At 67.8% G+C, this 17,182-nt stretch carries 20 protein-coding genes, 1 tRNA gene and 1 pseudogene; 10 read left to right on the forward strand and 12 right to left on the reverse strand.

What is annotated here, in order from left to right; genetic code table 11:
* A partial coding sequence (locus ADL12_RS04685) for a DNA-directed RNA polymerase subunit alpha C-terminal domain-containing protein (protein ID WP_279617124.1) occupies positions 1-388 on the forward strand: 388 nt, incomplete at its 5' end.
* A gap of 68 nt (positions 389-456) precedes the next feature.
* Here the strand turns inward: ADL12_RS04685 and ADL12_RS04690 are convergent.
* Positions 457-858 (reverse strand): hypothetical protein, encoded by a 402-nt coding sequence (locus ADL12_RS04690; protein WP_062698786.1) that lies wholly within the window; start codon positions 856-858, stop codon positions 457-459.
* A gap of 412 nt (positions 859-1,270) precedes the next feature.
* On the opposite strand from ADL12_RS04690, the pseudogene ADL12_RS49610 reads away from it, so the two are divergent.
* Positions 1,271-1,658: pseudogene (locus ADL12_RS49610) on the forward strand (cytochrome P450); the annotation flags it as partial.
* Between the two features lie 168 nt (positions 1,659-1,826).
* Here ADL12_RS49610 and ADL12_RS04700 read toward each other — a convergent pair.
* Both ADL12_RS04700 and ADL12_RS04705 read right to left on the reverse strand, forming a co-directional pair.
* A complete protein-coding gene (locus ADL12_RS04700; RefSeq protein WP_062698789.1) occupies positions 1,827-2,534 on the reverse strand; it encodes a polysaccharide deacetylase family protein in 708 nt (235 codons plus the stop codon).
* Between the two features lie 203 nt (positions 2,535-2,737).
* The gene (locus ADL12_RS04705) at positions 2,738-3,406 is read right to left on the reverse strand and encodes a glycoside hydrolase family 11 protein (protein WP_062698791.1); all 669 of its coding nucleotides are present in this window, start codon (positions 3,404-3,406) and stop codon (positions 2,738-2,740) included.
* Positions 3,407-4,197: 791 nt separating this feature from the next.
* Between ADL12_RS04705 and chvE the strand changes: the two genes are divergently transcribed.
* Complete coding sequence (gene chvE / locus ADL12_RS04710; protein ID WP_062698793.1) at positions 4,198-5,283, forward strand: multiple monosaccharide ABC transporter substrate-binding protein; 1,086 nt, start codon at positions 4,198-4,200, stop codon at positions 5,281-5,283.
* 110 nt (positions 5,284-5,393) lie between these two features.
* Here the strand turns inward: chvE and ADL12_RS56045 are convergent, their stop codons facing one another.
* On the reverse strand, positions 5,394-5,573 hold the full coding sequence (locus ADL12_RS56045; RefSeq protein WP_244187768.1) for a hypothetical protein: 180 nt from the start codon (positions 5,571-5,573) through the stop codon (positions 5,394-5,396).
* Positions 5,573-5,827 (reverse strand): lanthionine synthetase LanC family protein, encoded by a 255-nt coding sequence (locus ADL12_RS56050; RefSeq protein WP_244187769.1) that lies wholly within the window; start codon positions 5,825-5,827, stop codon positions 5,573-5,575. The genes ADL12_RS56045 and ADL12_RS56050 overlap by 1 nt, the downstream gene beginning before the upstream one ends.
* A 43-nt stretch (positions 5,828-5,870) precedes the next feature.
* On the opposite strand from ADL12_RS56050, the gene ADL12_RS04720 reads away from it, so the two are divergent.
* Together ADL12_RS04720 and ADL12_RS04725 are read left to right on the forward strand one after the other, a co-directional pair.
* Positions 5,871-6,125, forward strand: a complete 255-nt coding sequence (locus tag ADL12_RS04720) for a dCTP deaminase/dUTPase family protein (protein ID WP_079051838.1) — start codon at positions 5,871-5,873, stop codon at positions 6,123-6,125.
* A 198-nt stretch (positions 6,126-6,323) separates the two neighbouring features.
* Entirely contained in the window at positions 6,324-7,910 is a 1,587-nt protein-coding gene (locus ADL12_RS04725) for a hypothetical protein (protein ID WP_062698795.1), read from the forward strand.
* Positions 7,911-9,013: 1,103 nt separating this feature from the next.
* On the opposite strand, the gene ADL12_RS04730 is transcribed toward ADL12_RS04725, so the two are convergent.
* Both ADL12_RS04730 and ADL12_RS56065 read right to left on the reverse strand, forming a co-directional pair.
* The gene (locus ADL12_RS04730; RefSeq protein WP_062698796.1) at positions 9,014-9,961 is read right to left on the reverse strand and encodes a diguanylate cyclase family protein; all 948 of its coding nucleotides are present in this window, start codon (positions 9,959-9,961) and stop codon (positions 9,014-9,016) included.
* Positions 9,962-10,623: 662 nt separating this feature from the next.
* Positions 10,624-10,794, reverse strand: coding sequence for a hypothetical protein (locus tag ADL12_RS56065; protein WP_244187770.1), 171 nt, complete (start codon positions 10,792-10,794; stop codon positions 10,624-10,626).
* A 211-nt stretch (positions 10,795-11,005) separates the two neighbouring features.
* Between ADL12_RS56065 and ADL12_RS56070 the strand changes: the two genes are divergently transcribed.
* Both ADL12_RS56070 and ADL12_RS04740 read left to right on the forward strand, forming a co-directional pair.
* A complete protein-coding gene (locus ADL12_RS56070) occupies positions 11,006-11,314 on the forward strand; it encodes a hypothetical protein (protein ID WP_244187771.1) in 309 nt (102 codons plus the stop codon).
* Positions 11,315-11,369: 55 nt separating this feature from the next.
* Complete coding sequence (locus tag ADL12_RS04740; RefSeq protein WP_062698798.1) at positions 11,370-11,981, forward strand: hypothetical protein; 612 nt, start codon at positions 11,370-11,372, stop codon at positions 11,979-11,981.
* 75 nt (positions 11,982-12,056) lie between these two features.
* On the opposite strand, the gene ADL12_RS04745 is transcribed toward ADL12_RS04740, so the two are convergent.
* Positions 12,057-12,665, reverse strand: coding sequence for a TetR/AcrR family transcriptional regulator (locus ADL12_RS04745; RefSeq protein ID WP_062698800.1), 609 nt, complete (start codon positions 12,663-12,665; stop codon positions 12,057-12,059).
* A gap of 88 nt (positions 12,666-12,753) precedes the next feature.
* Between ADL12_RS04745 and ADL12_RS04750 the strand changes: the two genes are divergently transcribed.
* Positions 12,754-13,473, forward strand: coding sequence for an SDR family NAD(P)-dependent oxidoreductase (locus ADL12_RS04750; protein ID WP_062698802.1), 720 nt, complete (start codon positions 12,754-12,756; stop codon positions 13,471-13,473).
* A gap of 134 nt (positions 13,474-13,607) precedes the next feature.
* On the opposite strand, the gene ADL12_RS04755 is transcribed toward ADL12_RS04750, so the two are convergent.
* Both ADL12_RS04755 and ADL12_RS04760 read right to left on the reverse strand, forming a co-directional pair.
* Entirely contained in the window at positions 13,608-13,979 is a 372-nt protein-coding gene (locus ADL12_RS04755; RefSeq protein ID WP_062698803.1) for a transposase, read from the reverse strand.
* Between the two features lie 179 nt (positions 13,980-14,158).
* Positions 14,159-15,205 (reverse strand): helix-turn-helix transcriptional regulator, encoded by a 1,047-nt coding sequence (locus ADL12_RS04760; RefSeq protein ID WP_062698805.1) that lies wholly within the window; start codon positions 15,203-15,205, stop codon positions 14,159-14,161.
* 94 nt (positions 15,206-15,299) lie between these two features.
* Here ADL12_RS04760 and ADL12_RS04765 point away from each other — a divergent pair, with 94 nt between their 5' ends.
* Positions 15,300-15,788: a hypothetical protein gene (locus tag ADL12_RS04765; protein WP_107119829.1), complete on the forward strand. Its 489-nt coding sequence runs from the start codon at positions 15,300-15,302 to the stop codon at positions 15,786-15,788.
* Here the strand turns inward: ADL12_RS04765 and ADL12_RS04770 are convergent.
* Positions 15,763-16,182, reverse strand: a complete 420-nt coding sequence (locus ADL12_RS04770; protein WP_244187772.1) for an Fpg/Nei family DNA glycosylase — start codon at positions 16,180-16,182, stop codon at positions 15,763-15,765. The two genes, ADL12_RS04765 and ADL12_RS04770, sit on opposite strands and share 26 nt — an antisense overlap.
* 429 nt (positions 16,183-16,611) lie before the next feature.
* On the opposite strand from ADL12_RS04770, the gene ADL12_RS04775 reads away from it, so the two are divergent.
* Positions 16,612-16,923, forward strand: coding sequence for a hypothetical protein (locus ADL12_RS04775; protein ID WP_159053078.1), 312 nt, complete (start codon positions 16,612-16,614; stop codon positions 16,921-16,923).
* Positions 16,924-17,025: 102 nt separating this feature from the next.
* Here the strand turns inward: ADL12_RS04775 and ADL12_RS53715 are convergent.
* Positions 17,026-17,101 (reverse strand) — tRNA-OTHER (locus ADL12_RS53715).
* Positions 17,102-17,182 lie beyond the last annotated feature (81 nt).

Here is a 17,182-nt window from a genome sequence, read left to right on the forward strand (position 1 = left end):
GGCCGGTAAGACGCTGGTCGAGCTGTTCGGTCTCGCCCGTGAGCTGAACATCGACGCCGAGGGCATCGACATGGGCCCGTCGCCCACGGACGCCGCCCTCGCCGCCGACCTCGCGCTGCCGATCGAGGAGCTCGAGCTCACGGTCCGTTCGTACAACTGCCTCAAGCGCGAGGGCGTCCACTCCGTGGGTGAGCTCCTGGCGCGCTCCGAGGCGGACCTGCTCGACATCCGTAACTTCGGTGCGAAGTCGATCGACGAGGTCAAGGCGAAGCTGGCCGGCATGGGCCTGGGCCTCAAGGACAGCCCGCCCGGATTCGACCCGACCGCCGCTGCCTTCGACGCGGACGACAACGGGGACGCGGGTTTCGTGGAGACCGAGCAGTACTGAACGCTGCATGAAACAGCCCCCTCGGAGATCACTCCGAGGGGGCAGCTGTCTCTCCGAACCCGTGTGTGCTACTTGCCGAGGACGAGGGTGTTGTTGCAGCCCTGGCTCGAGCCGAGGTCGGTGGTCTGCGAGCCGGGCGAGCCCTCGCCGTTGGACCGGTTGCCTTCCAGGCCGTTCTGGAACCCGGACTGGCCCTGTACGTCGATGTTCTCTTCGGTCGTCGTGCAGGAGGTGCTCTGGGCGATGAAGACCGTCCTGGTCTCTTTACTGTCGCGCTTGTGCTTGTGCCCGTGCTTGTGGCCGTGCTTGTGGCCGTGCTTGTGGCCGTGCTTGTGCCCCTGCTTGTGTTCCTGCTTGTGCCCTTGCTTGTGTCCGTGCCCCTGCCCGTCGGCGTAGGCGGTGCCGGTGCCGAGGAAGCAGATGGCGCCGAGGAGGACGGCCACGACAGCGGTCTTGCGAGGCTTGCGCATGTCTTCTCCGAGCGTTGAAGCGGACGCATACGCGATCCGCCACGTCATAAGATGACGAGAGGTTAATGCGCAAATGCCGGATATATGCCCGTCGGCACGCCGATCGTCTGACCAACGAGCAAGGGCGGCGACCCCGCGGCCGGCCCAAGTCCCCTGTACGGCCAAGGCGTTGTGAAGCCGAACGCGGGCACAGGCGCTCCGTGCAGAACCACCCGTGTGGCCGCGCCGCGAGCGCGAGGCGGCCTGGGCTCTTCGCCACTGACCTGGGGCGCCGACGAAACTCCCGTGCAGCGTCGACGAGTTCGTCGCGACGGCGCATCTCGACGACGTCACGCGCGTCGGGCCATCACCCCGCCGGCCCCGCCGGGCGCCCTCGCCCTGGACACGCTCGTCGGCTGCCCTGGGTGTCTGGCTCGGCACCTTCGCGCTGCTGAGCAACCCGGACCAGCTCGCCGCCCTGCGCAGCGATCCAGGCCTCGCCGACCAGGCCGTCGAGGAGCTGTTGCTACCTGACCATCGCCGACCCGGCCGGTGAGACGGTCGTCGTCCCGTTCCAGGCCGCCAACCGCGACCCGGCGAGGTACCCGGACCCCGACCGCCTCGACCTGCACCGCAAGGCCTCCGGCCACCTGGTCTTCGGCCACGGCGCCCACCAGTGCCTGGGCCGGCAGCTGGCCCGCGTCGAGATGAGCGTCGCCTTCCCCGCCCTGCTCACCCGGTTCCCGACGCTGCGGCCGGCCGTCCCGCCCACGGAGGTGCCGCTGCGCGCCCACACGAACATCTACGGGGTGCAGAGCCTCCAACCCAAGGCAGAGAACAACCCAAGGCCCAGGTCCCGAACCTGGGCCTTGTCCGGCGACCGGGTCCCACAGTCAGCACCCTGCCCGCCGCGCTCCCGCTCCGCTCACGACGCCACCGGCATCGCCGGCAAGGCGTTCACGGCAATGGCGTTCGCCGGGACGGTACGTTCATCGTGCCGCTCCCGTCGGCACTGCTGCCGTCGGAGCCACGGCGCGGCCGGTTTGCGGGGAGATCATGCCGGCGCACAGGCCCCGGGCAGCCAACCCCTGGGCGATGCGCGGGATCGCCGCGAGGGAGTTGGCGGACCAGTCGTGCATGAGGATGACCTGGCCGCTGGTGAGCCGGCCGGCCGCCGCCACGATCGCATCGGTGCTCGCGCCGTTCCAGTCCTGGGAGTCGACGTTCCAGAGGATCTCGGTCAGGCCGTACTTGGCCTCGACGGCCTTCACCGTCGAGTTGGTCTCGCCGTACGGCGGCCGGAACAGCTTCGGCGTACCGCCGCCCGCGGCCGCGACGGCCTGCTGGGTCCGGGAGATCTCCGAGTCGATCGTCGCCTGGCTCTGCTGGGTCAGATGCGGGTGGGTGTAGCTGTGGTTGCCGACCCACATGCCGGCATCGACCTGGGCCTTGACCCGGGCCGGGTAGGCGGCGGCGTACTGGCCCTGGTTGAACATCGTGGCCCGCAGCCCGTTCTGCGTGAGCGCGTTGAGCAGGGCCGGGGTGCTGCTGGACGGTCCGTCGTCGAAGGTGAGCCCGACGTACCCGTTGCAGGTGGCGGCCTGCGCCGGGGCGGCGGCGTCGACGGTGAGGGTGAGGGTGCCGGCCGTGGCGAGCGCGGCGACGGCGAGTGGCGACAGACGTGGTGTGGCTTTCATGAGGAGCGGTCCTCCAGCCTGGGGGATTCGGGGGTCAGCGCCTGGGACCGGGACATCGGCGCCGATGTCCCGGAGGGAGAGAGGGACAGGGAGACAGGGAGACAGGGAGACAGGAGGGAGAGAACCCCCGCGGGGGACGGCACGTCCATCGTCACGGTCGCCGTCCGACCGCTGCTCCGCAGCCGACCCCTCTCCGAACTGGCCTACCACACCGTGATGTTGGAGCTCCCGCTGCTCTGGTATCCCTCGGTGGCGAGGATCATGTAGTAGCTGAAGCTCCCCAGGGGCATTCCGGCGCGGGCCCAGGCGTCGAAGTGGTTGCCGGTGGTGATGGTGCCACCGGTTCGCCTCGACTGCCGGACGCTCCAGTACTGGTTGAACGTGCGGGTGCCCTCGACGGACGGGGCGTTGTAGCGCGTGGTCTGGTAGATGTCGTACGTGCCGCCGTCGCTGGTGACAGCGCCCTTGTACGCCCCGGTGGGCCGGTAGGTGCCCCAGTTGTCGACGATGTAGTACTCGACGAGCGGGTTCGACGTCCACCCGTAGAGAGTCAGGTAGCCGTTGCCGGACGGGTTGAAGCTGCCGGAGTAGGTCACGGTCCGGCGTGAGCCGTTGCTCCAGCCCTTGCCGGCGACGAAGTTCCCGGTATTCCTCCACGAGGTGCTGTAGTTGCCACCGGAGTTCAGGGTCATGGAGACCGTGCCCTGACTGTCCGTCCAGAACGAGTAGTAGTACCCGTTGTTGGTTCCGGTCTGGTTCGTGCTGATGACCGTGGCCGCCTCGGCGGCGGAGGGCAGGGCCAACGTGGCCCCGGTGGCCAGCAGCAGGGTGCAGACGCTGCGGCGCGTCGGGTGTGCGGGTCCGTCGTTCATGAGCGTGCTTCCTCCTCGTCCTCGTGAGGCCGACGGGGTCAGGCACCTGGTGTCGGCGGGTGGTTCGTGCCGGCCCGCGTCGACAGCGGTTGAGCTCTGCCAACGGCGAACAGTTTTGGGATGCCCCTGTCAACTGTCAATGGTTTCGACATTGATCCCGAAACATTCGCCCAGGCCGATTGTCCCAAGGGGAGAGTTCTTCCTGATGGCGGCCATGCCTGGTGGAGTGAATTCGGGTTGATCGGTAATGCCGTGATTGGGAGATCAAAAGTCGAAGTTCACTGCTTCGAATGTTTCGAAGACTCCAGGTGGTCTCGTAGTCGCACCTTCTGTAACCGTTCCAGTTCGTACTGTTGACACCCCGCCCGCTTCCCCTTAACGTCGCGCCAATATTTCGAACATGTGACTATATTTCGAACGTCGAAAGGCGAGTGCCCTGTGCGTTGCCGGAATCAGCACGCATGTGGTCGGAACGCGGCGCCGACTCGAACCATGTGCCGGGCCGACCCGACCCTGACGACCTCGGCGGCCAGGTGCGGATCCACGAGGCCGCCGAGCTGATCCGTCACAGCCGGCCCTGTCTGAAGTTCGGTCTGTCCAGGGTGCCTGCGGGTCTACCTGTGCGGCACCCATGTGCGGGACCTGACCCTCCACATCGCCCGGGAGCGGTACGGCGCGTCCCGCCCGTTCTCGACCTGCCCGCCGACTGCCCGGCCCGCCCCACCGCTTCCCCCTCGACGTCTGACACGCCGTCATCCCCTCACCGCCGAGAAGAACAAGGAACAATCACGATGTTCAATCGAAGAACCGTCCTCGCCGGAGGCGCCTCCCTCGCCTTCACCCTGTCCGCCTGCGGTAAGGGCAGTGCGGGCGGCTCGGAGGACAGCGCCAAGGGCGGTACCGTCGGCATCGCCATGCCGACCCGGTCCTCCGAGCGCTGGCTCACCGACGGCAAGAGCATCGTCGAGGGCCTCAAGGCCAGGGGGTACAAGACCAAGCTGGTCTACGGCGACGACGACCCGAAAGCCCAGGTCTCACAGGTCGGGAAACTGGTCCAGCAGGGCGTCGACGCCCTGATCATCGCGGCCATCGACAACAAGTCGCTGAACGGCGTGCTTCAACAGGCCGCCGACGCGGACATTCCGGTGATCTCCTACGACCGGCTCATCCTCGGCACCAAGAACGTCGACTACTACGTTTCCTTCGACAACGAGATGGTCGGTCTGATCCAGGCCAGCTACATCATCAAAAAGCTCGGCCTGGAGGACGGCAAAGGCCCGTTCAACATCGAGTTGTTCGCCGGCTCCCCCGACGACAACAACACCAAATACTTCTTCGACGGTTCGATGACGCACCTGCAGCCGTTTCTGGACAGCAGGCAGTTGGTCGTCCGGTCCGGCGAGACCGAGCTCAAGCAGATCACCACCCCTCGCTGGGACGGGCCCACCGCGCAAAAACGCATGAGCAGCGTCCTCACCAAGTGGTACCGCAGTGAACGGGTCGACGCGGTCCTGTCGCCGTACGACGGCATCTCAAGGGGCGTCCTGTCCGCGCTGAAGTCGGCCGGCTACGGCTCCGACATCAAGCCCCTCCCCGTCATCACCGGTCAGGACGCCGAACTGGCGTCGGTGAAGTCGATCATCGCGGGTCAGCAGTCGCAGACCGTCTACAAGGACGTCCGTCTGCTCGCCGATGCCGCCATAACCATGGTCGACGACATACTCAAGGACAGGGCGCCGTGGGTGGACGACTCCACGGGTTACAAGAACGGCGTCAAGGCCGTGCCCGCAGTCCTTCTGCAGCCCACGAGCGTCGACAAGACCAATTACGACACCCTTGTCGAGGACGGCTACTTCACCGCCGACGAGCTCAAGTAACGGCACGGCCCCTACGTGACAACGCCTGCACCGTGCCCCGAGTGGTGACGGAGAGGGGTTCGGCTCGGCTTGCCGGAGGCTCAGCCAGGGCGGCGACGTTCCTCGTCCGGTCAGCTCACCAGCAGGGCGCTGTCCCATGACGTCGCCGGTACGTTCCCCGTGGCGTAGGTGTGGAGGGCGAGGGCGACGCCCGCGGCTCCTTCCAGAAAGCCGGGGCGGTCGAGAGCGCGTGGCGCGAGAGAATGGCGGTAGCGGAAACCGAACGGCGCCTCAGGGTCGAACCCGCCCATCACCCGCACGCCAGCGCGTCGGCGACGGTGCGGTAGCTCGGGTCGGCGCTGTCGTGTGCCATGCGCAGCACGATCTGAAGCAGACCCGCCCAGCCGTGGCACAGCGCGGAGTCGAGGATCAGCTCGCCGCTCGCCGCGGTCAGCGCACCACGGAGGGCGGCATGTGCGTCGGCGCGCCAGTCCGCACGGTTGAGGGCGGCGCCGGCCAGGTACACGGCACGCGCCGCACCGGCGGCGCCGTAGCAAGTCCGCACTACGCGGCCACCCTCTATGCCTGCCGCTCGGTGTCGACGCTCGGTGTCGACGCTCGGTGTCTGGATCCAGTTCCCGGCGCCCCTCGGTCATAGCGGCGCCATTTTCCCGTGGACGCTGGAGATCGCGGTCGCCGCGCCGGTTCGTCTGTTTCCCGGCATGGTCATCGGGAAGCTGGCGTTCTGGGCGATGCAAGGCGGCCCGGTTGGCTATGCGGGCAAATACAGTGGTTCGTCCTCGGCCGTCCCGTCGCGACTGAGCCTGGACACGGTGTCGCCCGCAGTCCAGGCTCTGCCGTAGGAGCGGTGGGTCTCGGGCCACCAGTCGTGGCCATGAGTCACCTCCAGTCCTAACTCGAGCGCAGGCCGGCATGGAGCCGAGCACACCGGAACCTGTTCGAGTAACGGCTCGTCGTCCTTCCATCGCCTCACGCCTTACAGGACCGGGACTTTGAAAGGGCTTGTCCGACACATCGTCGTACCAGGAAGATCGTCGATCGTGCGCCTCGACGAACTCAACGCTCCCGAACGGCGGTTGTGGGACTCCTTCTCCCAAGGACGCACCGTCGACGTCCTGGACGACCTGGCATCGGCGGAAGCAGTGGTCCGGGCCGACATCATCGCGGCCCTGCTGCTGGATGCCGGCGTTGATCACGCTCCGGGTGACCGCCCTGCGCTGCGCCTGACCGGTGCACGCGTCACAGGCTGCCTGAATCTCCGATTCACCGAGATCGCCGTGCCTGTGGTCCTCACCGACTGCCGCTTCGACGAACCCCCCCTGCTGCAGGGGGCCCGGACCCGCGAGTTGGTCATGAGTGGCTGTGCCCTGCCCGGCCTGGTCGCCGACACGGCACAGATCGACGCCCGGCTGGTGCTCACCCGCTGTCACGTGACGGGGCCCCTCGTGCTCAACCGCACCCAGATCAACGGTGATCTGGACATACGTGACATGGTGATCACGTGCCCCGACGGCGAGGCGATCTCCGCCGTCCACGCCAAGGTGGGCGGCGATCTGCTGTGCGCCAAGCTGGCTGTCGAGGGGCGATTCCGACTGTCCGGTGCGTCCATCGACGGCGAGTTCGATCTGGAAGGCGCTTCGCTACGGAACCCTGGTGGTCACGCCCTGGACGCCTACCACGTGCAGGTCGCCCAGGACTTCACCTTCCACCCGGGATTCAGCGCCGAAGGACGGATCATCCTCTCCGGTGCCACGGTCGCGGCAGCCATCGGCTTCTGCGGTGCCCGACTGAGCAACCCCGGCGACATCGCCCTGGAAGCGGTCGATGTCACAGTCAGCCGTAACTTCGACCTCGGCCGTGGTCTCACGGTCGACGGCGGCATTCAACTCGACGGCACGCGTATCGGTACGGAACTCAGCTTCCGCGACGCCAGACTGACCGAAGCCGACGGCACCGCCCTGTCCCTGCGCGCGATTCAGGCCCGGGAGACCGACCTGCGCACTCAGCGGCCGATCGACGGCGTGGTGGACGCACGCAACGCCCAGCTGGGGACGCTGTACGACGCCCCCGACACCTGGCCCGCCGACCTCCGGCTGGCCGAGACAACGTACGACGCCCTCGCGTTCCCCTTGTCGGCGGCCGAGCGAGTCCGGTGGATCCGGCGCGCCGGCGGCGGCTACCTCCCACAACCGTACGAGCAACTCGCAACGGCTTACCGGAAGCTGGGGCACGAGGACGAGGCGCGCACGGTACTCCTCGCCAAACAACGCCACCGCCGCACCACCCTCTCCGCGCACACCCGCGCCTGGGGCCACGTCCAGGACGTGGCCGTCGGCTACGGCTACCGACCACTCCGCGCAGGTCTCTGGCTGATGGCTCTGCTCGTCTGCGGCACACTGTTCTTCGGCCTGCATCCCCCCGCTCCGCTCGAAGCCGCCAAAGCGCCGGACTTCAACGCCGTCTTCTACACACTCGACCTTCTGGTGCCGATCATCACGTTCGGGCAGGAAGGCGCCTTCGCGCCACGCGGCAGCGGGCAATGGCTGGCCTATGGGCTGATCGCGGCCGGCTGGGTCCTGGCCACCACGGTCACGGCCGGAGTATCCCGCGCGATCAGCCGGCAGTGACCGATGCCCGCCCGACCGAGCCTCGACGTGGCCCGTGGGCGCCCTCGCTTGCGCCAGTCCGTTCCTCCCCCAGAGAGGCTCTCTGGTCGGCCTCGGACTCGTCGTCCGAGGCCGTTTGCGTGAGTGGACGGTGAGTTGATCTCCCGAAGGTCTCCCAACCGATCAGCATCGTCCGGCACGGGCTCTTCCGCCTTGCCCTGCTCGAGCGCCGCTGCGGAGGCGATGTTCTCGCGCTCTCGCCGACAGGTCAGGCCTGCGAACGCCCGCTTTGGGAGTTTTCCCTGGGCAGGGCTGTGACCTGTGGAGATGCGGGCCACGTGGCGCCTGACCAGGGAAAACGCCCCTTCGGAGCCGGCGAGTGGTCGTAGTGAGGCACGGGCGGCGTCTGGTCAGACTTTCTCGACTCGCACGGAGTGTCCTGCGACGAGTTGGTTCATGTCGTCGGTGTCGGAGGTGAAGACGGGCTGGACGCGTGAGCCCGGTGATCGGCGACACCACGCGGCGCGCTCCCACGTTGCCCGCCGAGTCGTGATCAGCTGCGCCGTGCTTGCGGCGGCTGTGGAGCCGGGGCGGCGGCTGCGTGGTGGACCGAAGTGTCGGGGCGCTGGGCTTCGCTGTCAGTCCAGGGTGCGCTGCGGGCTTGTGCGGCGCGGGCTTGTGCGCTGGGCGCCGGCCCTGCGCTGAGGCGTTGGATGCGCCAGGTCAGGACCCGTGCGGGGCGGCGGGCGTCGTCCAGAGCGCGCTGGTGGGCCGCATGCAACCAGGCCGTGACCACCGGCTCGATCAATGCCCACTGCTCGTCCGACAAGTCGCTCGGATACGGTCTTCGCCCTATGCCCCGCATCCCAGCATGCACATGCCGAACAGCTGGCCCGCGCGACGATCAGTACCACGAACGAGTAATCACGAACCGAGAGGGAAGGGGCTTGGCGCCCTCTCAGACGATCACACACCCAACAACGTGACAACGCCGTGCGCAGGGCGACAGGCATGCCAGCCGGTGAACGATGCGGGAAAGCCGTATGCGGGAGAACCGCACGTACGGTTTGAAAGTGCGGGGACTGGACACGGAGCGGCAGCCACCGCGCCAGTCCCCGACGCCACTAGGCTCGGTTTGGGGCAAGCGCCGGGTTCTGGGTGGGGGTGTCGGTCGGGGCCGGGACGTCCTTCCCGGCGTTCTCCGGCGCGCCGAACCAGGCCACCGCGACCGCGCCCGAGACCGCCAGGACGAAGCCGGTCACCGCCAGCCAGGCGAAGCCGGGGCGTGAGGCGTCCCCCAGCCACCAGACGCCGATCATGCCGGGCAGCACGGTCTCGCCGACCACCAGCGCCGCCGTCGCCCCGTTCACCGAGCCGATCTGCAGCGCAACGGTGTGCAGGTACATGCCGCCGATTCCGGCGACCAGAATGGCGTACAGGGCCGGGTCGGTGAGCAGCGTGCCCAGGTCGAACGGATCGATCCCGTTCAGCACTCGCACGCCCACGCCGAGCGCGCCGAAGCCGAGACCGGAGAGCAGACCGGCCAGGATTGCGGCCCGGGCGCCGAGCAGCCGGACCAGGACCGTGCCGCCCGCCATCAGTAGCAGTGAGATCGTGAGGAGCCACCAGTGGGTGGTGATCGGCGTGTGCCCGCTGCCCTCAGGGCCCGCCGCGCTCGCGAGCAGCACCAGCGCCGAGCAGACGACTGCGATCGAGGTCCACTCCGCCCGGGTCAGCCGGATGCCGAGCAGCTTGACGCTCAGGACGGCCGTGATGATGAGGTTGGCGCTGATGACCGTCTGGGAGAGGAACAGCGGCAGCAGACGGGCGGCGAGCGCGCCGAGCCCGAAGCCGACGAAGTCCAGGACCGTGCCGACGACGAACTCCCAGGTCATCGCGGCCTGGACGGTGGAGGAGAGACTGGGGCCGCCATGCGTGGTGACCTGTCCGGTGGTGTGCCCGGCGGCGGCCGCCTCGCGGCGGGCCGACTTGCGGGAGCCGACGGCCTGGAGGACGGAGCCCGTGCCGTAACAAATCGAGGCCGCAACGGCGGTCAGGAGTCCTATGAGCACCGAGCACTCCGTTCAGGGGGTGGTTCCTGGCTGTTCTCCCTGCCAGACGAGGGATCGACCGCCCGCGTTGCGTGGACCGGGTCTGCGTCGAGATGGACGTGAAGAAGGCCGTCCGGCATCCCGCAGGGGACGCGGCGTAACGATCAAGCGGAGATGCCCGCTGCGTGTCGTACGGGGATCTCGCCGGGCCTGCGCTCAACCCCCTACAGCGCCGCCCTGGGGCTCGACCGAGGCCGGTCGCGTCAGGTCCACGGAGCCAGCACAGAAGTCGTACCGGGATGCCGCCGAAGATGGTGTCCGACCGTCGGCCCGCTGAGCCACCGCAGAGGTAGGCGATCACGGCGCTGCCGAGCCACTCCCTGCTCCTGGACCTCGGCGTGCATCAGTTCCCGCGCCCAAGCGGACAGCCTCCCCTCTCGGTGCTATCGGACCGGGTCCTCTCTCGGCGCTATCGGACCCGGCGGTTGGTGCCCCACCCTCTCCACTTGAACGTCACCCGCAGCCGCCTCGGATGCCTCACCCGCCAAGGCTTCCTCACCCAGTCTGGACGAGGTATCTACCAGAAACGGACGTAACACCCTCTAAGAGGGCGGTATGAGACCTGATGCCCGATTCTTCGTTTCGTGCGGGACAAGCGGGCAGGTCGTGGCGACATCGGTCGACTACGGCCGAGGCTGGGTGAACAAGCCTGGCTCGGTCTCGGCCAGGATCCCGTGGCCGGCCAGCCGCTTGAGCTTGAGGCGGACGTTGTTGATGTTGTTGGGCGCGACCGCCAGGTCCATCGCCTCGCGCACCTGCCGCGCACGCAGCGGATGGTCGGCCGCGGTGAACACCGCGATGATCTGCTGGTAGGCCGGATGGTCCGGCAGTTTCGGTGCCGGCGGCGCGGGCGGTTGCGGGTCGGGCAGCCCCAGCAGTGTCTTGCGGTGATCCGGACTTCTTCAGCGGCCCGGCCGAGTTCGTCGAGCTGTGTGGTCAGCTGCGTGATCTGTTCCCGCGTCGTCTCGGCCTGCGCGGTGATCTCGCGTTCCCGCTCCTCCAGCCGTGCCAGCACCGCGCCGAGGGTCAGCTCCCCGGATCGCGGTGATCTGCCTGTCCCTGCTGCTGGTCTGCCTGATCGAACGCCAGGTCCGGCAAGCCCTCGGAGGTGACCAGAAGATGCTGGGCCTCTACCCCGGCAACCAGAAGGTGCGACCCACCGGCAGAATGATCCTCTACCACCTCTCCGACCTGCGACTACGGGTCGGCAGCGCCGCCGACCCACCCGTCATCGCCATCACCCGCGGCATTCAGCTCAACCTGCTCGACCTCCTCGGCTTGGAACCCACACACCCTCGCTGGCCAGAGACCTGAGCTGCTTTCACCCTCCGTCACCGGTGAAAGACGGGGTGACTGAGACGATGCCCCGGTGAACTACTCCTCGCATTTCAGCATCGGTCCTGGTCATGACTGGCAGCATCTCCCGGAGCCCAGGCCGGCCGAGCCCGGTCAGTGGCCGAAGCTGGAGGCCGCACTCGCTGTGGTCAATTGCGACCTGATGGCGACCCTGCCGGATCAAGAAGCACTGATACTGATGGTTGACCCGCCTCGGCGGCCTTTGCCCCCGAGCGGAATCGACAGGGGTCAGGTCTACGTGGCGATGCCCGACGGCCGTTGGCACGGCAATTCGGTGAATGCGTGCGACCTGGAGGAGGGCGACCCGCCAGAGCCGGACGATGCGACGACGGTCCTGACTGTGGTCGCAGATGCGGCGCAGTCGACCATCATGGAGTTGCTCTGGCGGGTCTGGCCGATCTGCTCGGAACACAAGATCGGAATGCACCCTCGTCCCGCAGGGACCACTGACGACTGGTACCAGGGCGAAACGGACGCGGCCGGCCCACCGGTGTGGTGGTGCCGGGGCAGCCAAGACGGCGATTGCCACGACGTCTCCCTGGTGGGTGAGTTGGCCGCCACCCTGCCAGGAAAGCAACGTCGCGCACTGCGACGCAGCGAGCGTAAACGAGATGGCCGCCGATAGCCGCGGGGCCAGACAACTGCGCGTTGGCGCCGGATCCACCTTTCGCTGCCACCCGCGAAGTACGGAACTAGCTGACTACAGCCTTGGCCAGCTGCCCAACGCGAGGTTCGCGACTTGCAGCAGCTCAGGGCGGGAACTACCACTCGCGGCCTGGACGGCAATCCCATTGGCGACTGTTCTCAGGTAGAGCGCAAGAAGATGAGGATCTGTGGAAGGCGGAAGGTCACCGGCGTCCACCGCCTGCTGAAACCGGCGCGTCAAGTGGGCTATCCCATCCTCGCGCCATGCGATGAGTGCGTCTCGGACTTGGCGGCTCTCATCCCCGGTAGCCAACGCACCCTGCACGCCAAGACAGCCCGTGGGCAAGCCCGGCATGGTTGCCGCCTCGACCGTCCCGTGGAGCACAGCAGTAGCCACTGCTTCACTTGTGGGCTCTGCCAGAGCTCGAGCGAAGTAGGAGGTCAAGCCCTCGGTGTACCGCTCCAGCGCTTTGTAGAAGAGGTCTTCTTTGTTGCCGAACGCCCTGTACAGGCTGGGGCGGCTGATACCCATCGCTTCGGTGAGGTCGTCAAGGCTGGCGCCCTCGAAACCCTTTGACCAGAACACCAGGACTGCACGATCGAGTGCCTCGTCGATGTCGAACGCGCGAGGCCTGCCAGTAGGGGCCGGTGTCGTCGAGAACATTTCTTCATCCTACCCCTTCGGTACCGATCGGTACGGATGTGCTAACGTGTTTCGTACCAATCGGTACGCTATACGGAGAGGCGACATCGTGTCACAGACCGTACTCATCACTGGCGGGACCTCAGGCATCGGCTTGAGCCTCGCGCAATCCTTCGTGGAGCTCGGGGCGTCAGTCGTCGTCTGCGGACGTTCGCAGGCTGCGCTTGACCGATTCGCGCAGGCACACCCGCAGGCGCTGGCCGTGCGGGCTGATGTGACGAACGCAGCTGATCGGGCAGCGCTGTTGCAAGCAGTCGCTGATCGCTTTGGGTGTTTGGACGTGTTGGTCAACAACGCCGGTACGTTCGAGGAACGAGACTATGCCGCCGGCAAGAACCCCAATGCGACTCTCGATGACGAGGTGGCGTTGAACCTCACCGCCCCCATCCACTTGACGGGTGAAGTGCTCGAGCGATGGCCATCGCCCGACGCGATCGTATTCATCACCTCGGGGTTCGCTTTGGTCTCGCCCACTCGCGCGCCTACCCACGGCGCGGTGAAGGCCGGCCTGCACGGCTTTGCGGATGGCTTGCGCCGTCAACTCGCCCCGCAGGGCACCCATGTCCTCGAGGTCCTCCCACCGTCTACGGACACGCCCATGAACGCCGAAGCCACGGGGGAGAAACTGACTCCCGCACAGGTGGCGGCGGTCACGATGAAAGCTCTTCGGCGGGGGCGGAACATGGCATTCCCCGGTCAGACGAAAGTCATGCCCGCCATGCTGCGCATCGCGCCGGGCACACTACGACGCGTCGTCGCCGAGCTCTGAACCCATAGAAATCCTTCCCCCAGCAACACCTCACCGAGTGGGCCGAGTGGGCTCCCGTCTCCCGCGAAGCCGAAGGCAAGTAGCCGTTTCGGCCTAGGGCCAATGCCGTGACTCTGTTGGTGATCTTGTCGGGGTCAGCTGGGGGCGGTGCAGAGGGCGCGGAAGTGGCTTGGTGCCCGCCGGGGGCGGGTCGGTTCGGCGATCCAGTCGGCGATGCGGGTGACGCTGCAGGCCAGTGCGGTCAGGACGTGCCCGATGTGCGTTTTCGGCAGGCCTCGGTAGCGGGTTCGGCGCAGGCCGCAGGCGCGGACGTTCTGGGAGAGGGTGGCTTCGATGCCGGCTCGGATCGCGTACCGGCGCTGCCAGTCCTCAGTGCGCTGGTCGAGACGGTTGTGCTGCTGGATCTCGTGCAGTTCACGGGTAGGCAGCAGCGCGAGTGAGCGCGGACCGCTGACCGCGTCGGTGCACTGCGGGCGGACGGGGCAGGCCAGGCAGGTGGCCTTCAACAACACCCGCCTGAAACTCAAGCGGCTGACCGAGCGCGGCATCCTGGTCGAGACCGAGCAGGGATTGTTCGCCCAGCCGCGGCCATAGCCGCCCGGCGGCCCCCCGAGCAGCCTGCCTACCCCAGCCGACAGGGCAATACAGACATCAAGTCACGTACCGCCCTCTCAGAAGTGAGGGCTCACGCTCCGAGGGCGCGGGCAAGGAGCATTCCCCGGGCGCTGGTCGAGGTCTTGGCGAAGATCGACTTCAGGTGGTCCTGCACGGTGAGCTCGGACAGGGACATCAGGCAGGCCACCGTGTGGTTGTCGCCGCCCCTGGCCAGGTGACCGAGCAGGTCGCCCTCGCGAGGGCTCAGGGCGAAAGCCCTGGCGAAAACCGCGAGCCGCTCGGTCGGTGAGGTCTCCTCGATGGTGACGGCGATGGCCCGGCGCCGGGCCGGTGGAGCCGCGTCGCCGATCCGGGCGGCGCTCAGGGTGAGCCACAGGCCGTCCGCCAGGTGAACCCGGGAGCGTGGCGGGTGCGCATCGACTCCCGCCTCGACGGCCAGCAGCTGGGCCGCGACGTTGTAGGCGCTCGCGGGCACCGCCGGGCGGCCGTCCTCGGGCGGCACCAGCAGGCTCAGACAGGTGTAGGTCTCCGGGGTCTGGGCGAGCACCAGCAGGTCGGGGGAGAGCAGCAGCACCAGCGGACCCGGGCGCGGGGCGTGGGACGGTCGTACGACGAAGGTCCCCGCCTGGCTGCGGCGCAGCGCCGTGGACACCGGGGCGGTGAGGCGGGCCAGGTACGCGGCTTCCGCGGCGCTGAAGGCCCGGTCGTAGCGGTACAGGTCGAGGAAGCCCCAGCAGCCGAAGCGGTCCTTGAACACCAGCGAGGCGATGTCCCGCACGCCGTAGTCCCGCAGCAGTTCGCGCCACAGCAGGTTGCGGGAGGGGTCGGGGAGATCGCTCAGCAGGGCGACGCCGTCGAGTGCCGTCCAGCGGTCGAGCGCGGTCAGGTATTTCAGGCGGGACATCTTGGGCAGTTCCGGCAGGCACGGTACGTCGGCGACCGGTGAGCAGCCCACGGCGGTCTCGGGGTCGGTGAGAAGGAAGGCGTACGCGTCGAAGCCGGTGGCTATCTGCAGCTCGTCGAGGAGCCGCACACGCAGGTTCCGGGAGTCGCCACCGGCCTCGCAGAGGCGGACGACACGCTCGAGCGACCGCGCGTAGGCCATGGGAACCGCCATGTTTCGAGCGTACGACGCAATTCCCCACATTTCTGGGATGGGCCGCGCCCCGAGCCGCCGTCCAGGATGGAGGGATCGGACCCGGGAGCAATCGATGAGCAGCAAACCAAATCCCCCTGCGACGGCCGACCCCGTCGCGACACCTCGACGCAGGCTCGGAGTCGGCACCCCCTGGCGTAAGGTCCTGGTCGCGACCGCGCTCGCCGCCACGGCCGCGCTCAGCACCACCGCCCCGGTCGGAGCCGCGCACGCCGTTGAGACCCAGCAGGGTCAGGTGGTTGTGTGGATCCACGACAGCTTTGGCGGCGGAACCGTCACCAGCCAGCCGGCCGGGATCAACTGTCATGTGGTGGCGTTTCTGAACCCGTATGAGAGCGAAGAAGGGCGCCCGGGCCAGACCGGCACGTGCTCCGCGAGCTTCCCGGTCGGAACGACTGTCACCTTCATCGCCACGCCCGATCCGGGTTCTTACTTCAACTACGCCGACCCACCTCGCCTGACCGTGGGGGCACCCGGCGTCAACACGGCCGCTGTCTACTTCTGCCCAGATGAGGAGCTCAGCCCCTACTGCTGGTACTACTGACACCTCGCGCACCACACCGTCGTACGACCCCCCAGGCGGGCAGGGTGCGGCGCATCCGGGTGTAGAGGCGGCGGCGGTCGGCCTCGGTGAGGTCGTTCGAGTGGGTGCTGGGGCGTACCTTCGCGCGCCAGAGGATCTCGTCGGCCGGCAGGTTGCCCAGTCCGGCTACGACGGACTGGTTGGTGAGGACGGTCTTGATGCTGCTGCGGCGTGCGGAGAGCGCGGCCTCGAACTCCTCGCGGTCCATCTCGGCGTCGTCGTCGGCCAGCCACAGGCCTTGGAGCTTGCGCTGGTCCCTGTAGCGGAACTGGCGGTCGGCACCCATGGTGAACAGGACGCGGTCGTGGGGCTCGGCCGGTTCGTCGGGGTGGGCGAAGAGCAGGCGGCCGGTCATACCGAAGTGCAGGTGGGGCCGCCGGTGTGGGCCAGGAGCCACTTGCCGCGCCGGTCCGCCTTGGTGAATCGCCGGCCCTCCAACACGTCGCTCAGCTGCCGGGCGCGGCGCCCACCCCGTGCAGGACGCCCGCGTCGCGCACGTCGGCGCGTCGGACGACCCGGTCCTTCGCACAGGACTCGAACACCCTTCGGAAAACCTCGACGTCGGGCAGCTCAGGAGCTTCTCTCGTCGTCGGCTCAGCGCCTCTTGAACTCCTCCGGCCCCGCGTTCAACTGCACGGTCCCGTCGACGTGGAGGACGGGTCGGCGTTCCGTCATGCGTCCGCTGTAGGCCCGCCGGTGCCCTGATCACTGCGGCCGAGAACGGCAGCGGCCCGCCGGGGAGGCGGCGGTTAAGCGCCGGCCCAGGATGAAATGGATCTTGTGGATGCTGTTCGCAGCGAGCGCTTGGCAGACGTGCTTCTGCATGGTCGTCGGGTCGGTCTTGCCGTTGCGGGCGGCCTTCCCACTGTTCCTGGCACTGGCGGAGACGGGCGTAGAAGAGTTCCAGTATCTCGGCCGTGAGCTTGCCGGCCTTCAGCGTGCCGAAGGCCGGCTTGAGGTAGTTGCGCATGATGCCTTCGGCCCGCTCATACGACGTCTCGTCGAGCTCGGCGACACCGAGCCGGCGGTTGAGGAAGAAGGCCACGCCGGCCTGGTAGCCGGATCCGTTGGCTGCGGACTCTCCGAACGGGCTTGAGCTTGGTGTTCGCCATGCTGTGGAACCTACTGACGGCCAATGCCACGGCTACGACGAACAGCGCGCCTGCCCGAGAGAGGTAAACGCGCTGGTCAGACACTGTGCCTCCGGCAGGATTCGAACCTGCGACACTCGCTTTAGGAGTGGAATCGAAACCTTGCCGGGTAGTGCCGGAGGCTGCCGCGTGGAGCTGTTGCACCTGGTCAGCGCCACGCGGCCTCGTGCTCAGTCCCGCTCGTTGACACCTCGTGCCGGACTG

It is taken from the genome of Streptomyces regalis (genome assembly GCF_001509475.1).
GTDB classification, from domain to species: Bacteria; Actinomycetota; Actinomycetes; order Streptomycetales; family Streptomycetaceae; genus Streptomyces; species Streptomyces regalis.

Bases quoted from the DNA above. Each gene is read 5' to 3' on its own strand.
- ADL12_RS04765 (WP_107119829.1), top strand. From the start codon at position 15,300: ATGAGCAGCAAACCAAATCCCCCTGCGACGGCCGACCCCGTCGCGACA.
- ADL12_RS04690 (WP_062698786.1), bottom strand. From the start codon at position 858: ATGCGCAAGCCTCGCAAGACCGCTGTCGTGGCCGTCCTCCTCGGCGCC.
- ADL12_RS04700 (WP_062698789.1), bottom strand. From the start codon at position 2,534: ATGAAAGCCACACCACGTCTGTCGCCACTCGCCGTCGCCGCGCTCGCC.
- ADL12_RS04770 (WP_244187772.1), bottom strand. From the start codon at position 16,182: ATGACCGGCCGCCTGCTCTTCGCCCACCCCGACGAACCGGCCGAGCCC.
- chvE (WP_062698793.1), top strand. From the start codon at position 4,198: ATGTTCAATCGAAGAACCGTCCTCGCCGGAGGCGCCTCCCTCGCCTTC.
- ADL12_RS04775 (WP_159053078.1), top strand. From the start codon at position 16,612: ATGCTGTTCGCAGCGAGCGCTTGGCAGACGTGCTTCTGCATGGTCGTC.
- ADL12_RS04705 (WP_062698791.1), bottom strand. From the start codon at position 3,406: ATGAACGACGGACCCGCACACCCGACGCGCCGCAGCGTCTGCACCCTG.
- ADL12_RS04745 (WP_062698800.1), bottom strand. From the start codon at position 12,665: ATGTTCTCGACGACACCGGCCCCTACTGGCAGGCCTCGCGCGTTCGAC.
- ADL12_RS56045 (WP_244187768.1), bottom strand. From the start codon at position 5,573: ATGGGCGGGTTCGACCCTGAGGCGCCGTTCGGTTTCCGCTACCGCCAT.
- ADL12_RS04760 (WP_062698805.1), bottom strand. From the start codon at position 15,205: ATGGCGGTTCCCATGGCCTACGCGCGGTCGCTCGAGCGTGTCGTCCGC.